We start from the raw sequence: 20,183 nt of genomic DNA, 5'->3' as shown, positions 1-20,183 counted from the left end.
AAATCGCTCGGTGGTAGTTGGCTAATCAGTTGTTAGCCAACTGAGCTAACATTCGATCAAACGCACGGTAATGAAGGGCTTCGGCTAAATGGGGTCGCTGTATTTGTGCGCTATTGGCCAAGTCAGCAATGCTACGCGCCACCTTTAAGACGCGATGGTAAGTGCGTAATGACAGACCTAATTTCTCTACTGCACGCTGCAAAAATAGCTGATCTTCATTGCTGAGCTTACAATGAATATCCACTTCTTTGCTACCTAATTGCGCGTTAGTTTTACCTGCTCGGGTAAGCTGCAATTGTCTGGCAATTAATACTCGTTGGCGCACCACGTTGCTGCTTTCTCCCCGTTGTTTGACCTGCTCTGAAAAGTCATTGGCGGGTAGCTTGGGTACATCTACTTGCAAGTCAATACGATCTAAAAAAGGCCCGGAAATCCGATTTAAGTAACGTAAGATCTGCTCAGAAGTTGAACGACCATCATTTAGACTGCCGGTGGGGCTAGGATTCATTGCCGCGACCAACTGAAACTGAGCTGGAAATTGTGCTTGGCGGGCCGCCCGCGATATTGAAACGGTACCTGACTCCAGTGGTTCGCGTAGCACATCTAATACTTTTCTATCAAATTCGGGTAGTTCATCTAAAAATAATACCCCGTGATGGGCTAGCGATATCTCGCCGGGACGCGGAATACTGCCACCACCCACTAATGCCACTGCTGAGCTAGTGTGATGAGGGTGGCGAAAGGGGCGTTGTTTCCATGTGGCAGGATCAACCGGTTTACCCACAATTGAATGAATGGCAGCACTGGCGAGAGCCTCTTCGTCACTCATGGGGGGCAGTATGGTAATAAGGCGACTAGCCAACATGGTTTTGCCCGTACCAGGTGGACCAGTGAAAAGTAAATTATGCGATCCAGCAGCGGCAATTTCTAAGGCGCGTTTGGCACTGCTTTGGCCTACTACGTCTTGTAAATCATTGTCATAGTGCGCTTCTTGCGGCGTAGCATTGACCTGAAAGTAAGCCAGCGGTTTTTGCCCCATAATATGATTAAATACATCAAGTAACTGATGAGCTCCGATAATTTTTAGATCTTTTATCAAGGAGGCTTCAGCCGCGTTATCGCCAGGTAAGATGGCTTGGCGATTGGCCTGTGAGCAAGCATAAGCAAAGGGCAAGGCGCCACTGATAGCGCGTATTTCACCAGATAAAGCCAGCTCTCCTACCAATTCCAATTGTTGCAATTGTGCAGCCGGTAGTTGGTAGTTGGCGGCAATAATGCCAATGGCAATGGCCAAATCAAAACGCCCGCCATCTTTGGGCAAGTCTGCGGGGGCTAAATTGACAGTGATACGTTTGGCGGGAAACTCGAAGCCCGAGTTTATTAAGGCGCTACGTACTCGATCTTTAGCTTCACGCACTGATGCTTCAGGTAAGCCGACCAGATTAAAACTGGGTAAACCGTTGGCTAGATGCACCTCTACGTGAATCAATGGCGCATCAATACCCACACTGGCACGAGAAAATACTAAGGCTAAAGACATGAGCAACTCCATTTGCAGGCACAAACTATAGCGTTAAGGCTAGCTAATCCTTGGCAAAATGCGAATTTAAACCTTAAAGTGTGTTAGTAAAACAGTTTAGTTGGTTGAGCGATCACTCATCATCCAATGCAGCATCTGTTTTATTGATGGCTCTTTACCATACATGTTCATGCCCATCTTAAATAATCGAGCAGCAGCTCCTCTGAGCCAAAGGCTTAAGAGTAGCAACATGGAAAAGGATAATAAGGTTTGCCAAAGTGGCACGTCGATGACTGACATTCTTACTGGCATAGCTGCAAAAGAAGTCAGCGGAAAGAAGCTCAGAAAATGCAAGGCCCAGCCGGAAGGGCTATCCATAACCAAAAAGGTTAAAATGATTGGTACCAATGGCAATAACATGATGCTGGTTTTGGCACTGTGATTAGGGTCATCAATCGCGGCGGCGATAGATGCCATAAAAGCCGTGCATAAATAAATGCCACTTAATGAAAACAATGTAAACCAAGGTAGCATTCCCCAGTCCATAAAGCTTACGTCAAAGCTTTTTCCCTCAATCACCACAGAGAATAAGGCATAGCCCAATAAACCCGTAATCGCAGTGCTAATCATCACTTTTATGGCATGGAGCATTTGCCCTAGTATTTTACCATCAATCCAAGTTTGCGGGCTCATACATGCATAAAGTTGCTCGGTAACACGTTGTTGTTTTTCACCCGTTACACTGACAAATAATTGGCCAAATGAGGTAAACATGCCGACCAGTAACAAGACTAAACTACCAATAGCGGTTGCACTGCTAGCTTTTTCGTCTGATTTGATTCGTTCATCTAGATAACTGAAATCAAAACTTGCAGGTGCGTTTAATAGTGCTAATTGCTGTGCTTGTAAACCCAAAAGAGTGGCGTAGTTTAAGGTGTAGTGTTTAATCAAGAATTGTTGTAATAGCTCAAGCCAAGCTTGCTTATCAAGGCTATAAATGCTGACTCGTTTGGCGCCTTGAGGGGTGATTTGTTCAATTAAAATGGCATCCCACTTTTGCTGTTCGCGTAACTCATTTTTTAAAGTCGGTAGGTCAAGACTGGTTTGAACAAACTGAAAACTCTCGCTGTTCTGCGGCAAACTTACTTCTGCTGCCACCGCAATACGGTAATACTCTTGTGTATCGTCTTTTACTTGTTGCCACACAAACACCAGTAGCCCAATGCTGAGCATAATGAATTTAGAGACTAATTCTTGTTTCCACTTAAAAAAATGGCTGAACTCCCACGAGGTAACGAGCCACGTTTGTTGCCATTTACTGGGTTTATTTATCATTAATAGCTGCTCCGTGTTTAGCAATGGCTGATAAGTACAGCTGGTGAAGGTCCAATTTTTCGCTTTGCAGCCCAACTAATTCGCCAAGTTGCGGCAAAATAAGCAGTACTTCGTTTAAAGCCTGATGATGGCTAAGTTCAATTCGTAGGGTGTGTTCATCGAGTATCTGATATGAAGTGTGCTCAAGTAAACTGACCACTTTTTTATCATTTAAGGTGTCAGAAAACTTCGCGGTTAGTACGCCAGACACAATGGCTTGTTGTCGAATTGCATCAAGGGTGCCATAAAATACACACTGACCTTTGTTGAGTAGTAACATTCTATCTGCCAGCTTTTCCACCATGGCCATTTGGTGGGCGCTCAAAATGACGGTCATGCCCTTGGTCTTCAATTCTGCTAAAAACTGCACGACTTTTTCTTGATTAACTGGGTCTAGACCAGAAAACGGCTCATCTAATATGACCCAACTGGGTTGATGAATCACTGCAGTAATTAGCTGAACTTTTTGTTGATTACCTTTGGATAAGGATTTTAGTTGCCCGTCAATACGGTCTAATAAGTCAAAACGCTCTAGCCAATATTTAGCCTGTTCGATGGCTACTTTTTTATCGACCCCATTGAGTTGGGCAAAATATACAATGTTTTTAAGTACTGACTTTTCGGGATATAAACCGCGCTCTTCTGGTAAATACCCCAAAGCATGAGAAGGGATAGAAGGATAGTAGTTATTATTTATTGTTACCTGAATTTGCCCTGAATCCGGCTGAGTAAACCCACTGAGCATACGGATAAGTGAGGACTTGCCTGCACCATTAGGACCAAGCAAGGCAAATATTTCCCCTTTTTGAACTCCAAAGGATAATTGCTTAATTGCCTGTACCTGAGCGTATTGTTTACTTATTTGTTGAACATCAAGTTCCATTTGCTTTCCTGATTCTTTTTGTGCGTTAACCTTAGTGCAACCATTGACTCGTTAATACCTAGAGTCGCAGTTTCGCCTTTTAAGAGATTAAGGACAGTAAAGCCTTACTTGACTTCACTCTACCTTGTCATGGGGATTAAACACCGGTAAATGCCAATGCCATTTCAGTGCGCCGAGACGAAAAATCAGGGTAACAACAAAAGCAACGCTCAGGCAAATTACCGGGCTAAAGTTCAATGACATTAGGCCTATATAAAGTGCTCCGCCTAAAATGCAGGCAGTGGCGTAAAGTTCGCCTTTTAGCACTAGCGGGATTTCGCGGCAAATTACATCGCGAATTAAGCCACCAAAGACGCCAGTCATGGTACCAAGAGCAATGGCAATAAGTGGCGAGGCGCCATAAGTGAGTGCTTTTTGTAAACCCATAACATTAAAAAAGGCTAAACCAATGGCATCGGCAAATAATAAATACCCTAAGGGAAAGGTATTTTTAGTGCGTAGCCAAATGATGGTAATTAGGGCAGCGGCGAGTATGGCATAGAAAAAGCTCGGGTCTTGTACCCAAAATACCGGTAAGTCGAGTATCATATCGCGCAGTGTGCCGCCGCCAATAGCGGTGACTGATGCCAGTACCACTACGCCGAAGCCATCCATGTTTTTTTTGTAAGCCATCAATGTGCCTGATATGGCAAAAACAGCAACGCCAACTAAGTCTATCCAGTGTAACCACGTGTTCATATTAATCTCACTTTCTTTGTGGCCGCTATCATACGCGCTTAGATTAAAGGGAGGCAAGCCGGTGGTTTAAATGACTATTTTGAATATATACTCCTTCAAAAAAGCATATAACAGAGCTTGCTTGCTAGTTTATGTTCGTGTTACCAATACATGCAGTGACGATAGATTAAATCAATAGCCCTACATCCAACTGTTCGGAGTGCGATCTTGTGAGCAACTTATTCATTTCAGCGTGGCTGAGAGTAGCAGTCGTGATTATTTCATCGCGGGGATAGTGCTGACCCATAAGGTAGTAGACTAAACCCCCGCACAGTAGTCCGGGGGTTTTTTGTTGGTGAGCATTTTAAGCTAAGTAAACAAGAATTCTAGAGGTTTTGTCAGGCAGTTTTTTACTGCTTCAATTACAGATTATAAAAGGTGTCAAACATGCCAAAGTTACGTTCCGCAACCACTACCCAAGGCAGAAATATGGCAGGGGCTAGAGCCCTATGGCGAGCCACAGGTATGACAGATAAAGATTTTTCTAAACCTATTATCGCGGTGTCTAACTCATTTACTCAATTTGTGCCCGGGCATGTGCATTTAAAAGACATGGGTCAGTTAGTTGCGCGCAGCATTGAGGCTGCGGGTGGTGTGGCTAAAGAATTTAATACTATTGCAGTGGATGACGGTATTGCTATGGGTCATAGCGGCATGCTGTATAGCTTGCCCTCACGGGAAATCATTGCTGATGCGGTTGAGTACATGGTTAATGCTCACTGCGCGGATGCCATTGTGTGTATTTCTAACTGCGACAAAATCACTCCAGGTATGTTGATGGCCTCAATGCGACTCAACGTTCCGGTTATTTTTGTTTCTGGTGGCCCCATGGAAGCGGGTAAAACCAAGTTGTCAGACAAAATTATTAAACTCGACTTAGTTGACGCTATGGTGGCGGGTGTTGACAGTAATGTCAGCGATGAAGAAAGTGACGAGGTAGAGCGCTCGGCTTGTCCTACATGTGGTTCGTGTTCCGGCATGTTTACTGCCAATTCCATGAACTGTTTAACTGAGGCCTTAGGTTTGTCGTTACCCGGCAACGGTTCGATGTTGGCTACTCATGCGGATCGTGAGGGTTTGTTTATAAAGGCAGGCCAGCAAATAGTTGAATTGTGCAAACGTTATTACGACCAAGATGACGAAAGTGTCCTACCGCGTAATATTGCCAACTTTAAGGCCTTCGAAAACGCCATGAGTTTAGATATTGCCATGGGTGGCTCAACCAATACCATCTTGCACTTATTGGCAGCAGCGATTGAAGGTGAAATCCCCTTTACCTTGGATGACATTGATCGGCTATCACGCAAAGTACCGCATTTATGCAAAGTGGCGCCTTCCACTCCGCTTTATCATATGGAAGACGTGCACCGCGCGGGTGGCGTACTGGGTATATTGAACGAACTCAATAAAGCAGGTTTGTTACATGGCGATAGTATGCATGTATTGGGTAAAACTATTGGCGAAGTGATTAGCGAATGGGATGTGACTAATCCAGCTAACGAACACGCTTTACAGTTTTATAAAGCCGGCCCAGCGGGTATTCGCACCACTAAAGCCTTCAGTCAGGATTGTCGTTATCCCAGCGCTGATACCGATCGTGAAAACGGCTGTATTCGTGACCGCGCCCATGCGTTCAGTGAAGAAGGTGGTTTGGCTGTATTGTTTGGTAATATAGCCGAAAATGGCTGTATAGTTAAAACCGCAGGTGTGGATGAATCTATTCACAAATTTACGGGGCGTGCGCGCATTTATGAAAGCCAAGACGATGCGGTTAAGGCTATATTGGCCGATGAAGTGGTGGCCGGTGATGTAGTAGTTATCCGTTATGAAGGCCCCAAAGGTGGCCCCGGTATGCAAGAAATGTTGTATCCCACCACTTATTTGAAAGCCAAAGGTCTCGGCAAACAATGTGCTCTGATCACCGATGGACGTTTTTCTGGTGGAACCTCTGGTTTATCCATAGGTCACTGTTCGCCTGAAGCGGCCAGTGGTGGCGGTATTGCGTTAATTGAAGAAGGTGACAACATCATAATTGATATTCCCGGCCGTCTTATTGGTGTTGATATTTCAGCTAGCGAGCTGCAAACGCGCCGTGAAAAGATGGAGCAAAGTGCTAAACCTTGGAAACCTGCTACTCGTCAACGCAAGGTATCCTTGGCCCTTAAAGCCTATGCCTTATTAGCCACCAGTGCCGATAAAGGCGCCGTGCGTAATGCCGCGATGTTGGAAGATTAAATGAGCCTCTCAGCTAATGAATATTTAAAACGTATATTGCTCGCCCCCATTTATGATGTGGCAGTAAAAACAGATCTGGTTAAACTCGACAAACTGTCTGCCAGTTTGGGTAACGACATTTGGTTAAAACGTGAAGATCAACAACCAGTAAAGTCATTTAAATTACGTGGTGCCTATAACAAGCTGGCCAGTTTGTCTGCAAAACAGCTGCAAGCAGGCGTTGTGGCGGCCTCTGCCGGGAATCATGCTCAAGGTGTGGCGTATTCAGCAAAACGTAAAAAGATCCAAGCAACTATTGTGATGCCAGAAACCACACCGGATATTAAAGTTGATGCGGTTCGCAGCTTTGGTGGCGAATACGCCAATGTTATTTTATTTGGCACTAGCTTTGACCAAGCTAAAGATGAAGCCCTACGCTTATCTCAAGTCCACGGTTATACCATGGTTGCGCCCTTTGATGACGAGGACGTTATCGTTGGGCAAGGCACCATAGGGCGTGAATTACTTGAACAAAATCCTGATATCGACACCCTGTTTATTGCGGTGGGCGGTGGCGGTTTAGCGGCAGGGATTTCAGTATTTTTAAAACAACTTAAACCTGATTTAAAAATCATTGCGGTTGAGTCTGACGAATCAGCCTGTTTACAAGCTGCCTTAAAAGCGGGCAAACCGGTGCCTTTGCCCTCTGTGGGTATTTTTGCTGACGGTGTGGCGGTAAAAACTATTGGCACAGAACCCTTCCGTTTATTGCAAGAATATGTCGACGAGGTGATCACGGTTAATACTGATGAAATCTGCGCGGCGATAAAAGACATTTTTGATGATACCCGGGTTATTGCCGAACCAGCAGGCGCATTGTCGATTGCGGGGATACACAAATATTTGCAACAAAATCCTATGCAGGGGCATAAATTTGCTGGCATTTTGTGTGGCGCCAATATTAATTTCCATACCTTGCGTTATGTATCTGAACGCTGTGAATTAGGTGAGCAAAAAGAAGCGGTATTTGCGGTTAAAATTCCTGAGCGAGCAGGCGCATTCAAACAGTTTTGTGAGTTACTGGGCGGCCGCATTATCACCGAGTTTAACTACCGTTTTGCCACTGACCGTGAAGCACATATCTTTGTGGGTATTAAGTTGCGCGGTGGTCGAGCTGAGTTTAAGCAGTTAAGCGCGACCTTAAGTGAGCATGACTACCATTGTTTTGACCTGAGTGAAAACGAAATGGCCAAATTGCATGTGCGCTATATGGTGGGTGGTCGTCCGGCACATTTGCAAAATGAACATATATTTTCATTTGAGTTTCCAGAATATCCAGGGGCCTTGATGAAATTTTTAAATACCCTTGGTGAAACGTGGAATATCACTTTATTCCACTATCGTAATCATGGCGCCGCCGCAGGACTCGTGTTGTGTGGGTTTGAAATTCCATCAGAGCAACGTACGGAGTTTGATCGACATTTGGCTGCGTTGGATTATCAATACGAAGAGCAGACGGATAACCCCGCCTACCGCTTTTTTCTATCGGACTTAAACGGCGTTTTTGCTGAATAATCGCCAATTGGAGCCAGTGAATGCAAAATATTATCGATGATATCGCTGCAAAATTGGCTTTGGTGGATGATAAGGGCAAAGTCGCCAGCTATATACCGCAGCTAGCAAGGGTTAATCCTGATCAATTTGCCATCAGTATCGCCCTACCCAACGGTGAAATATACAATGCGGGTTGCGCCCAAACGCTGTTTTCTATACAAAGTGTTTCTAAGGTTTTTACCCTAACTTTGGCGCTGGGTAAACTGGGCGAAAGCCTCTGGCATCGAGTGGGTCGAGAGCCCTCTGGTGATCCCTTTAATTCTATTGTGCAACTTGAACACGAGCATGGAAAACCGCGTAATCCCTTTATTAATGCAGGCGCCATTGCTGTCGCTGATGCCATCATGCAAGGTCATCAGCCAAAAGAAGCTTTGGCAGAGATTCTCCAGTTTGTGCGTTTTCTGGCCAATGATGAGAGTATTGCCATAGATGAAAAAGTAGCACGTTCTGAAAACGAAACCGGCGATCGTAATGCCTCTTTAGCTCACTTTATGGCCTCATTTGGTCATTTTCAGAATCCAGTAGATGCAGTGCTCGGTACGTATTTTCATCATTGTTCTATCGCTATGAATACTCAGCAACTTGCAACCGCAGGTCTTTTTTTGGCCAATAATGGTATTAATCCTCAAACTGGCTATCCGGTAGTTTCACCCAAGCGGGCCAAGCGTATTAATTCCTTAATGTTGATGTGTGGCCATTACGACGGTTCAGGTGAATTTGCTTTTAGAGTGGGTTTACCCGGTAAAAGTGGCGTTGGCGGTGGCATACTGGCTATTGCTCCGGGTAAGGCGTCTATTGCAGTGTGGTCTCCTGGACTCGATGCTATTGGCAATAGCAAATTAGGCACCCAAGCCCTTGAAATACTCGCACACAAAACCGGTTGGTCAATATTTGGAGAGTAATGTTTAGGAAAGATGGGTTTTTGAAGAATAAAGTAACTGGGCTTTTCTATGTGCGCGCAGCGCTCCGTGGTGACATGTCTTTTTGGTCAGAAGCTTAGACCGCGCGGTAACCTTGGTTATTGAGTCGGGAGAAAATAACAACTAAAGCCAATTTTACCGAAGACAAGCCCGTTATATAACCACAGTAATAAGCCGAAGTTTTGCACAGTACGCGGTTTAAGCTGTGCCTTCGTTTGGGTAGTAGAGCGGCTATATAACGAGCTGACTTTGTTTGGTGTTACGATATTTTCTGTTCAATCGTTAATATTGTAAATTCAGCAGGCCGAGTCATGGAGATACCAAGTTGTATAATCAAACGTCCTTGTTGAATATCTGTGTATGTCATTGTTTGATTTAAGCCCACCTTGACAAAAAACGCCTCTTCAGGCTTTGCTCCAGCTAAAGCGCCTGCTCGCCAAAGTTGCATTAAGAAGTTTTCGATCGTTGCTTGAGCCTTGCTCCAAAGAGTTTGATTATTTACCTCAAGTGCTAAGCCTTGTAAGCCATCGCTAATGGAATGTTCGATCATTGTTGCTGTGCGCCTGACATTGAGATAACGCCACTCATTGTCATTACCGGCCAATGTTCTCGCTCCCCAAACCAGTACACCTTTGCCGATAAAGCTGCGAATAGCGTTAATTGATTTACCAGAGGGCGTGATAGTCAGTTTTTGTTGTTGTTCATTGCTGAGTATTTGGCAAGGACTGATTACTTGAGACAAGGCAATGTTAGCTGGTGCTTTCCAAACACCTCTAGTTGAATCCACTATGGCAAAAGCACCACAAATAGCCCCACTAGGTGGCAATACATTCAGTTTTTTAGCGATCAGCGTCATTGTTGCAGTATAAAATGGGCTTAAACTGAGTAAGCTTTGATGCACCTTTTGTTGTTCGATTTGTTGTTTTTGCTTAAGACTAGTGACGGCAGCCTCAGGTATCATATCGATCAGGGATTGAATCTCGTTGTGTTTAGTTAAAGTTTTTTTATTGCGTCTCGGATAGCTTTGTTCTAGTTCAATAGATAGCAGCTTTTTAAGGCTGGTAATATTAATTAGAGAGTCAAAACTAAGGTCTTCGCGATTAACTATTGTGGTATTTAACCATGGATAATACGCAGCGGCATAACTAAGATCAGCCCCGCTAATATTATGCCGAAACACATCAATACAATCATCTTGTGTCGCAGTGTTAAAGGCCGTGTAGCCTTGAAATACATCTAAAATAGCGAAGCGTTTATAGGCTTCTTGTGAACATAGTGACAGTAGCGTTTGTTGTACAGTGGCACAATAGTTTGCACTCGCTAACGCCATGGCATCAGGCACTGCTATTATCGATGATTGAGCTGCATTCTTGATGACGGCGAGTCCTTTAATCAAAGCAGTAGAAGATATTGCCTCGTCATAATTGCCCACCGTAATAACATAGCAATCACTACCCCCATTACTAAAAAATAAACATAAACTGCGATACAGCAGAAAGTTAGGACTGTGTTGAGACAAGACATAAAATTCTGTGGCTAAGGTCAGCTCAGGGATTTGGCCTCTTCGGGCTAAGTTGATGTCAAACTGATGTGTGGCATCACCACCAAAATAGCTTTCAAATTCTTGCAATGAACTCAGGCGTACTGGTTTATTCAATAAGGATTGGCCATCAAGTTCATGACGTTGTGTATAGCCAATGAAAATAGCGGTACTAGTTGAATGCGCATTGATACTAGGGGGGAAAGACGTCTGGTCGTTAACGTAAAGACCAGGTGCTTGGTATTCTGGCATATTTCTATCCTTTAGATGGAAGACTGGTGTCTAACTTACGCCTTACTTATGTGGCTAAGAGATCTTATACCTCGACTCTTTATAGCCTAGTCTATGGCGGATAAGTCGCCATATCAGTTTTTTACAAATCAGGTCGTTTCAGCTTGAAAGTTAGTTTATGCAGCCATTCACCAAGGAGACATTTGGTTATATTTATTGGTAATTCGTTCAGATTCACTAATGTGCAGAGCCTCAGACTCTGCCCAAATTTGTTCAGCCAATTCTTTGTGAGCGGAATAAAACTGATTAGATATCATTAAGTAATACGCTTTGGTTTGCACGGGTTCTGCCAACTGTTTTATTAGCGGATCGGCATATTTAAAACCGTTATTTTGGTTAGTCACGACCGCTGCGACTCTTTGTTTTTTTAGCATGCCGAAAGCGTGTCCGGCACTAGGAAGCTCAATTAGGGCAATATTCTGTTGGGAAAGTAAGGTTTTGATTGACGCGCCTATTTCGATGGCGACCGCTTGATTGCCTAATTTAACAAAATGACCGTCTTGCCATTGTGTTTCGGCAGTTGCGTAAACAAAAGCATGATAGGAATCAAATTTTAAGCGTTTTTGTACATCTATTTCACCTTTATGAAAAGGATATCGACCAAATTGTTCGCGAGCTTGTTGATAACTGACAGCATTGATCACATCAACTTCACCGTTTTGCAATAAGGCTAAACAACGTAAAAAGGGGGCCCTTACCCATGATGTTTGTAAATCTAGTTTTTTTATTATCACGTCGTAAAGTTCGATATTTAAACCGGGGTTTTGTTGTTTTTCTTGTCCTGGTTTGCGCCACAATGGGAATAGTTCTGAGTCCATCACGCAAGTATTTATCATAGTTGGCGTTGCTGCCGAGCTCAAATGACTAAACAAGATAAATGGCAAGGCGCTGATTAATACATTTATTTGTTGAAATAATTTGCGGTTCATTCGTATTCCAAAGCAACAAAAATAATAGGCAAATTAGCTAATCCTGAATGTTAAAGCTAAGATTTTGATAATCCAAGTTTATTTCTCCAGTTAATCTTAGTTGATAAATAGCTGTTTGCTATAAAATTAAAAATCAGCCTTCACTTCAAACTGCATAGCAGCCAGCGTTATTGGATGAATTAGTTCGAGCTTATTAGCATGTAAATGCAAGCGCCTACCTCGTGTTCCATATAGGTCGTCGCCTACAATGGGCATGTTCAAGCCCATTGGGTGAGCGCAATGCACTCGCAACTGATGTGTGCGTCCGGTGTAAGGATGTAAGATAATTTTGCTTTGTTGAGTAAGGTGGTTTCGTTCAACAAGATGCCAGCGGGTTTCAGCGGGTTTACCATGTTCTTTGCAGACAAGCTGTCTTGGTCTGTCATAGTAATCACCACGCAGAGGCAGTTCGATTATACCTTCGTCTTCGCTTAGCAACCCCTCTAGCATTGCCACATAGGTTTTTTTCACACTACGTTGAATAAATTGTGCTTGTAAGTGTTTGTGCGCCAGTGGATTTAAAGCCAATACCAATAATCCAGAGGTGGCCATATCTAAACGATGCACAATTAATGCCCCATAGGCTTGGGGAAATTGACTTTGAATCCGAGTATAAACGGAGTCTTGGATGTCTTTGCCCGGTACTGATAAAAAATCTGCCGGTTTATTGACTACCACCATGACATCATCTTGATAAACAATTTCTAAGGTTTTACCTGCTGCGGGATTAACCAGCATGGGGTTATCATCAACCGCCATGCCTTTTAACATATGCGTCAAAATGGGCTGACATTTTCCTAGACAGGCGGGATAGACGTTTTTATGTTGCCGAATTTCTGATTTAGGTGAAGCTCCCCACCAAAATTCTGCCATTGCAATAGGTTTGAGTTGATGTTTAAAGGCATAGTGCAATAACTTAGGGGCGGCGCATTCACCTGCACCTGCGGGGGGCGTGTGCAAAGCTGTTTGACTAAAAATATCTTGTAAATTTTGTTCCTGACCCAGAATGTTTAAAAAGCGATATTGCTTAAATAGCTTTTGTTGCAAGTTCGCAGAAGCCGCTTTGCGCTGAGCCTTTAAGGCCTGCAATGGCTTTGTTAATAAGCCAAGTTGCTGTTGCGCTTTGCTTAGTTTGATACTCCATGTTTGGCTAAGATCACGCAGCTCAAGTTTATCTTGAATGCTTTGTTGATCCAGGGTGCTATTTAAATGGCTTATGGCTTCAGCGGTCAAAGAGTGCGCAGCGTTTTCACGCAGAGTTTTACGTTGTTTACGCTGTTCAATCATCAAGGCTCTTTGCGCCGCAATGTCTCGTTCGTGCTGGGCTGAGAGTAAATCAAACTGTTGTTGTAATTGCGCCAGTTCAGGACTATTTGCAAGGGTGTTTATTTGTTGATTGAGTTGATTGATGTTTACTTGCTCGGTCAAGAAAAAACTATCTTGCGCTAACATATCAAATACCGGAGGTACAAAACCTTCTATATGGTTTTGCTCCGCCAATTTTCCAGAAAAAGCACAGAGATAACCTAGGCTGCCATCGGCTTTTTGCACCACCAAAACGCCAAACATCTTGCCAATAACTTTATCAGGATCTTGGCCTAAGCCAAAGTTGTGCTGCCAAGATTGTGGAGCTTGCAGGTAGTGCTGTAATTCCTCAACAGCTAATACACACAGTTTGTGTGGCTGGTAATAAAAGGGATAGGTAAAGCGCGCGGGTAAATCTATACCACTAATCGATTGGCTATATTCAGTAAAGCACTTGTTATCTTCTGGTGTTGTCATCTAAGCCTGAAATTCTGTCATACAAAGGTGGTGTTTAATGCTGGGTATGACATCTTCTTGATGATGATTGACATACAACAAGGTGGTGCTGCCTTCGCGCGCCAGTAACTCTATCAAGGTTAGTACTTTAATTCGGTTAATATCATCTAAGCCATTACAGGGCTCATCTAAAATTAATAAGGCTGGATGTTTTACCATGGCGCGGGCAATTAAGGCCATGCGTTGGTCACCAAAGGATAGCTGTTGAAAAGGCCTGTTTTCAAGGTGACCAAAGGCCATCACGGCGAGCCATTGCTGAGCGAGAGATTTTTGCTGGGTAGTCGGTGTTTGGTATAAACCGATACTGTCATAGAAGCCGGATAAAATAACCTGAAGAAGCGAACAATTAACCCGATAATCTAAATGGAAGGCATTAGACATATAGCCAATGTATTGTTTTATCTGCCAAATACTCTCGCCCGACCCTCGTTGATAACCAAATACGTTGATGTCGTTAACGTAACACTGTGGATGGTCACCGGTGATTAAATTAAGTAAGCAGGTTTTGCCTGAGCCATTGGGGCCTGTTACCTGCCAATGTTGATTTGGCTCAATGACCCAGTCTAGATGACTAAACACAATATTATCGCCATAGCACACCTTAGCTTGGTTCAGCTTAACCAAGGGGGCTGAGATATCCAGTGGATGAGGGGCAAATCGCTCTTCATCACGCTTAGGAATGCTAAGCTCTGTTTGTTGCATATGCCGTAACTGTTCAATATGACTCAAGGTTGCACTGAGGGTATTGTTGATTTGAGTTTGCCATTGAATGTGTCCAGTGTGCATCAATATGACTTGTTTGCAATAATCAGGTACTTCACTAAGGCGGTTGAGTACAAAGACAAAAGTAACTCGCCCAGCTAAAGAGGCAAATAACTGAGACAAATCAGTGCCGGCTTGCTGGTCTAGGCCATCCCATGGTTCATCTAATATTAATAAATCTGCTTTGCTTAGCAACGCTTTGGCCAGCAATAGTTTTCTGGTCTCTCCGGTTGATAGCGCACGAAAAGGTCGCTGTAAGATTGCTGAAAGCGAAAAAATACTGAGGACTTGCTGCAGAAAATCAACATCTTGGTAGGGCAATGAGAGCCCTGTAAATAATATTTCTTCCACTGTGCTTGGCACTGGAATGATATCGAGTATATCGGCACAGTCTTTTTGCCGTTCTGCCTCTATCAATGCTTGCTGCTGCTCTACCGACACCCAAGCAGAATTGGCTATAACTTGTCGTTCACCACTCAAAAAATCCCCTTTTCCAGCTATACAGGCAGCTAAAGCTGATTTTCCACTGCCGTTGGCACCGAGGATGACGCTATGCTGCAAGGAGTCTATGCGAAGCACGTCGATATTGAGCTGGAAATGTTCTGCGAACAAAGCCTTAAAATTGCTTAGAGTGACACACTGCATAGTAAATATTGTTCAAGTGATTTGTCTGTATGCTAGCAGAAACCTTAGTAGGTTTCTGCTAGCAAAACCGTGACATCGTTAATTAATGTGCATCGGTGGGTTTAGATTAAATTTGCTGAATACGCTGGGCGATTTCCGGAGAAATTAAGCCTATAACATCGAGTCGCAAGGCTTCACTTTTATCACAATGCAGTAACTGACCTTCGAGACCGCTTTCAACCAAGTGATTTTCTTTTAATGCACTAATAAAGGTACTGAGCACATTTTTATCAAAAAACTCAGGCGAACTAATGCCGTGTAGTGAGGCCAAACGCTGGGCAAATTGTTGGCTGCGTTTTTCTAATACGCTGCGACTCATTGATGTTTCGCGTTGCAGCAAGGTGAGCACCACAGCGTAACGATGCAGCGTTTCTTGAATGCTGCGATTAAGCAACCACACTGAATAATAAGCCTTACTACTAGGAGCCGGTGGACTTAGGTTGTCGCCATTACAACTGAGTAAACCCATGGCTAACATGGTTTCAATAAGAGAGTCTGAATACTCAAGAGCCTGTTCTAGACTCAGATAAATAAACAACTCTCGCTGCAGTAAGGGATAGAGTTTAGTGACAAGTTGTTTAGTTTCGTCGCGACTGATGCTGTGACGGGCAAATATGATCGCCGCTAACAGGCCCGGTAAGGCAAACAAGTGGAGTATGTTGTTACGATAATAGGTAAGGGGTACGGCATTTTTGTCTCTAAGGCTAATAATGCGCCCAAAGCTATCTTCACTGACCTCAAACTTATTTAATTTTAAGGTGTTTTCGAGTAATTTTTTAGCGCCGATGTCGGGAATGGACGATACCTCACTGTAGGGCGATTTAGCCAATAGTGTCAGCAAGTGTTCAATCGCTAATAGTAATTCATCTTCGGTCAAGGCGTGTTTTTTGGCTGATAACAAACATATCGCACACAATGACATTCCGCTGATAGCGGCTGCTTGATTAATCCTCTCCATAACGTTGTTAGCAAGCTCGTTAACCACCGGCGTTAACCACTGTGGTTTTTTATCGGGTTCAGCTAACTGTAGCTCTCGCCAGTTAGACACGCTTTTGTCTAAGTAATTAGTCAGGTTAATTGGCTCACCAAAATTGAGAAAACCATAACCATAGTTCTTCAATTTACGAATGGCTGAGAAGATATGAAAGATAGATTCTTTCTTTTTAGTGGAGCCAGTGAGTTCTTGTAAATAACTAGAAACTTCCATGACGTGTTCGTAGCCAATATACACTGGCACAATGCTGACCGGGCGATTAATGCCTTTAATCAAACCTTGCAAGGTCATAGCGAGCATTCCCGTCTTAGGTGGCAATAAGCGCCCGGTGCGGCTGCGGCCACCTTCAGGATAGTATTTAACCGAATAACCTTTGTTAAATAGCAACTCAAGGTATTCTCTAAATACGGCGGTATATAATTTATTACCAGCAAAACTGCGGCGTAAGAAAAACGCACCAGCTTTGCGTAATACGCCACCTATGGGCCAAAAATTAAGATTAATACCCGCAGCGATATGCGGTGTTACGAGCCCCTCATGATAAATAACGTAGGTGAGTAACAAATAATCCATGTGACTGCGGTGGCAAGGCACATAAATAATTTCGTGGCCATTTTGCGCTAACATCCGCACTTTCTCGGCGTTTTTAACTTCTATACCATTATAAATTTTATGCCAAATTTTGGTCAGTACACGGTCGCCCAGTCGGATTAAACCTTCGCGGTAATCACCGGCGATTTCGTCAATATATTTTTTGGCTTGTAACTGCGCGTTTTGATAGCTGATATTTTTGCTATCAGCTTCACTACCAATCGCTGAGCGCACGGCTTGAGAACCCAATACCGTATTGTATAGCTCTTGTTTTTCCAGCAAATAAGGACCGGTAATGCCCTGGCGTCTGCGGTGAAAATGGGTACCGGCTAAGCGTATCAGTTTATGGGCTAATTCAGCATCTGTGCCCGGTAAATTAGCTATGGCTCTAGATGATACCGCTTTGCTATAACAGACAAAGTTATCGCGCCCGAGAAACAATACAATAAAAAATTTGCGTAACCAGCTTGGCGATACTTGGTTGGCAATAATATCAGACCATCCTGAAAGCTTTTTGCCCGGCGCCCTACCCCAAAATATCGATACCGGTACTATTTGTAAATCGAGGGTCGGATCTTGGCGATGTAAATGAAATAAATGCGCGAATTGCTGGTCGATATTGGTCCTTTTTACTTTGCGGGTTAATACAGATTTAGGTTCGAGTAAAAACAAGCAGGCTTTATGTTGTTCACCGACAATTGTAATGCGACTACTGGGTTTGGGTAAATTGAGGGCATCAGCTGACATCTGCAGCGCAATTTGGTCTGTTGCGGAATGACTGCGCAATAAATAGACAATAGGCTTAGTCGGATCGATGCCCAATTCTTTGTTTAAGTCAGTTGGAATAGTATTGGCTTTAACTAGCCATTTTACCGGTATTGAAATTAGAACCAGCAATAGATTATGTAACCATGCCATTCAAATCAATCCTTAACGTATATTGTGTAGAAGACACTGAATATTAACATGGCAAATCGATTTTTGCGTTATTGTCCTAATGCATTCGATTGCAAGTGTTCAAAGCCTGAACAAATCGAGGCAAAGATCCACAATTTACGGTGGGTCTTTAATAATGTTTGTTGAAAAAGGTTGGGCGGGCAGATTGGCACTGTTATATAAACTTGCAGCAGGATTATCTCCCCATGCATAGCGAACCATTACAGGCTGTTGAATACTAGGGGCTGACAACACAATTTTTTTTCCAACTAATTGTGCTGTGGCCCATTGGAATTGGCCATCTTGGCCCGCAATGGCAAAGCTATGGTCATCGGTTTTTTTCAATATTAAGCCATCATAAATATGTTTGAAACTTAATACTAGTTCTCCCTTTTGCGCTTCAACTGAGGCGATTTGTGGACTTTGGTAATTGACTTTTTCACCTAAGGCTAAGGCGCGCGCGGCTAAAGCAAGTCTTTCGCCTACGACTTTTTTATTGGTGGGATGAATATCATTCCATTCTCCCGCATCGATGGTGACGACCATGGCTGTGTTAGCTATGCGCAAAGTTTGGCTTTGAGCTTCGCGCAGGCGTGCCCAATCACTGTCCATCGGTTGCTCTTGTTTCAGCAAAAAATTGGCGAGTTGTGCAAAGATAAATGGAAAGTCACCCTGGCCCCATTTGGCCCGCCAATCATGGATCATAGCGCTAAATTTGCTGTGGTAATCTTGCCAATGGCCAACGTTAGATTCGCCTTGAAACCAAATTACGCCTTTGATAGGCAACTGAGTTAGTGGCGCAGTTAACCCATTGTACAAACCCATTGGTTTCCAGCGAATAAAGGTACCGCCTGCTAAAGGTGGCACAACTGCAGCCGTCTTTGCTTTCCAAGTTCCGCTAATATCAATATGTTGAGAATCGTTGCCGAGCCAATAAGGTTTGTCTGATACAAACTCGCTGTGACCACTGTTGCTAATAACGCGCAGAGCTAGGGTGTTTTTGCCTACTTTAAGCACGCCTGCTGGGAGGGAATAACGCCGAGGAGGGTATTGATAAGTGGTTTTGCCTACTTGCACACCATTGATATACGCTTCATCGGCATCAACAATACGGCCCAAGCGTAAGACAGTTGCATTAGCGACCTGTTCAGCATCTAGATTGATGATTTTACGCAACCACCATGAGCCACTCGTTGACTCTCCACCAGTCACCTTTTTTACGCCTGGCAAGGTGAAATCATCCCAGTGACTATCGTCAAGTTCAGGGCTGAACCAAGGAAGGGGACCAACTAAGCCAAGGTCTTGTTGATTAAGTTGAGTATACCATTGCTCGTCTTTTGCTTGGTCGGCGGCCGTGATAGCAGCAATGAGTTCATCATTGCGAAAGCGTTTACCCTCAGCGAGTGATTCAGGAAAAGTCTGTAGGGCGTCTTCACTCATCCATGCTTCGACAGGAGACCCACCTAAGGCATTATTTAAGATACCTATGGCCACACCGTTATGTTGGTATAGGGTTTTGGCAAAATACAGAGCAATGGCTGACATACCACTAATATTATCGGCAGAAGTTTTGCTCCAAGACCCTGCGGCGAAATCTTCTTGGGGAGCTTTAAAATTATAAATTTGCGGTACTTTAAACTGTCGAATAAGGGGATAATCAGCATCAGCAATATCTTGTGGATAATCTTCAGCAACACGATACATTGGCAGTTCCATATTGGACTGTCCTGAGGCGACCCATACATCACCGAAATATATATCGTTTATTTGCAGCTTATTATTGCCGATAATTTCCAGTTGATGTGGGCCACTCGCTTCCTTGGATGGAAGGTTAACTTTCCATTTACCTTGTGTAATGAGGGTTTTTGCTACGAGATTGCCATCTAGTTTTACTAATATCGACTCACCTTCATCGGCAAATCCCCATAGCGGTATTACCGTGTTGCGTTGCAAAACCATATGATCGCTGATCAACTTAGGTAAGGTGACGTCAGCAAAGGCCCATTGACTTGTGCAAGCAAGAAAGACAACTAATAATCTGCGCATGTTATTCAGCCGTAAATAAAATTTTAACTAGTCTAGCATCGCAGAGTCGAGTCTCTGATCCACTGTGAATAATGGTTAGTGACTTGGAAAATTTCATAACAGTTTAACCGTGGGGTTGGATTGTCAGAATACCTTTAAATCGACTAAACAACATAAGCTAAACTGAGTCATATCGACTGTTTTAAACAGCGCTTGAGATCTTAGATTAACTGTATATACTAACAGTTCACTGTATAGAAAAACAGGCTG

Annotated in this window: 13 protein-coding genes; 3 read left to right on the top strand and 10 right to left on the bottom strand. The window is 43.6% G+C overall.

Features of this window, described 5'->3' with window-relative positions; genetic code table 11:
* Nucleotides 1-25 precede the first annotated feature (25 nt).
* The 4 genes from ABKW31_RS16745 to ABKW31_RS16730 all read right to left on the bottom strand — a co-directional run bounded on the left by ABKW31_RS16745 (nt 26) and on the right by ABKW31_RS16730 (nt 4,514).
* A complete protein-coding gene (locus ABKW31_RS16745) occupies nt 26-1,540 on the bottom strand; it encodes a YifB family Mg chelatase-like AAA ATPase (RefSeq protein ID WP_348617718.1) in 1,515 nt (504 codons plus the stop codon).
* Nucleotides 1,541-1,636: 96 nt separating this feature from the next.
* Entirely contained in the window at nt 1,637-2,854 is a 1,218-nt protein-coding gene (locus ABKW31_RS16740; RefSeq protein WP_348617717.1) for an ABC transporter permease, read from the bottom strand.
* Entirely contained in the window at nt 2,844-3,776 is a 933-nt protein-coding gene (locus tag ABKW31_RS16735) for an ATP-binding cassette domain-containing protein (RefSeq protein WP_348617716.1), read from the bottom strand. The genes ABKW31_RS16740 and ABKW31_RS16735 overlap by 11 nt, the downstream gene beginning before the upstream one ends.
* A 114-nt stretch (nt 3,777-3,890) precedes the next feature.
* Nucleotides 3,891-4,514 (bottom strand): trimeric intracellular cation channel family protein, encoded by a 624-nt coding sequence (locus ABKW31_RS16730; RefSeq protein ID WP_348617715.1) that lies wholly within the window; start codon nt 4,512-4,514, stop codon nt 3,891-3,893.
* Between the two features lie 426 nt (nt 4,515-4,940).
* On the opposite strand from ABKW31_RS16730, the gene ilvD reads away from it, so the two are divergent.
* From ilvD to ABKW31_RS16715, 3 genes are read left to right on the top strand one after another with little or no spacing between them, the layout of a single operon-like run.
* Nucleotides 4,941-6,788, top strand: coding sequence for a dihydroxy-acid dehydratase (ilvD, locus tag ABKW31_RS16725; RefSeq protein ID WP_348617714.1), 1,848 nt, complete (start codon nt 4,941-4,943; stop codon nt 6,786-6,788).
* Complete coding sequence (gene ilvA, locus ABKW31_RS16720) at nt 6,789-8,342, top strand: threonine ammonia-lyase, biosynthetic (protein WP_348617713.1); 1,554 nt, start codon at nt 6,789-6,791, stop codon at nt 8,340-8,342.
* Between the two features lie 20 nt (nt 8,343-8,362).
* Nucleotides 8,363-9,283 carry a glutaminase gene (locus tag ABKW31_RS16715; protein ID WP_348617712.1) on the top strand — a complete coding sequence of 307 codons (921 nt, stop codon included), beginning with the start codon at nt 8,363-8,365 and terminating at the stop codon, nt 9,281-9,283.
* 277 nt (nt 9,284-9,560) lie between these two features.
* On the opposite strand, the gene ABKW31_RS16710 is transcribed toward ABKW31_RS16715, so the two are convergent.
* The 6 genes from ABKW31_RS16710 to ABKW31_RS16685 form a co-directional block, all read right to left on the bottom strand.
* A complete protein-coding gene (locus tag ABKW31_RS16710; RefSeq protein WP_348617711.1) occupies nt 9,561-11,093 on the bottom strand; it encodes a phage tail sheath C-terminal domain-containing protein in 1,533 nt (510 codons plus the stop codon).
* A 167-nt stretch (nt 11,094-11,260) separates the two neighbouring features.
* A complete protein-coding gene (locus ABKW31_RS16705) occupies nt 11,261-12,061 on the bottom strand; it encodes a transporter substrate-binding domain-containing protein (RefSeq protein ID WP_348617709.1) in 801 nt (266 codons plus the stop codon).
* A gap of 126 nt (nt 12,062-12,187) precedes the next feature.
* Nucleotides 12,188-13,882, bottom strand: a complete 1,695-nt coding sequence (locus ABKW31_RS16700; protein WP_348617708.1) for an RluA family pseudouridine synthase — start codon at nt 13,880-13,882, stop codon at nt 12,188-12,190.
* Nucleotides 13,883-15,295: a molybdate ABC transporter ATP-binding protein ModF gene (modF, locus tag ABKW31_RS16695; protein ID WP_348617707.1), complete on the bottom strand. Its 1,413-nt coding sequence runs from the start codon at nt 15,293-15,295 to the stop codon at nt 13,883-13,885.
* Between the two features lie 139 nt (nt 15,296-15,434).
* Nucleotides 15,435-17,870: a glycerol-3-phosphate 1-O-acyltransferase PlsB gene (gene plsB / locus ABKW31_RS16690; RefSeq protein WP_348617706.1), complete on the bottom strand. Its 2,436-nt coding sequence runs from the start codon at nt 17,868-17,870 to the stop codon at nt 15,435-15,437.
* 135 nt (nt 17,871-18,005) lie between these two features.
* Nucleotides 18,006-19,934, bottom strand: a complete 1,929-nt coding sequence (locus ABKW31_RS16685; RefSeq protein WP_348617705.1) for a sialate O-acetylesterase — start codon at nt 19,932-19,934, stop codon at nt 18,006-18,008.
* Nucleotides 19,935-20,183 lie beyond the last annotated feature (249 nt).

Source organism: Paraglaciecola sp. 25GB23A (genome assembly GCF_040012495.1).
GTDB lineage: Bacteria > Pseudomonadota > Gammaproteobacteria > Enterobacterales > Alteromonadaceae > Paraglaciecola.
The sequence above is the reverse complement of the archived record's forward strand: the minus strand, read 5'-3'. Positions and strand labels throughout refer to the sequence as shown.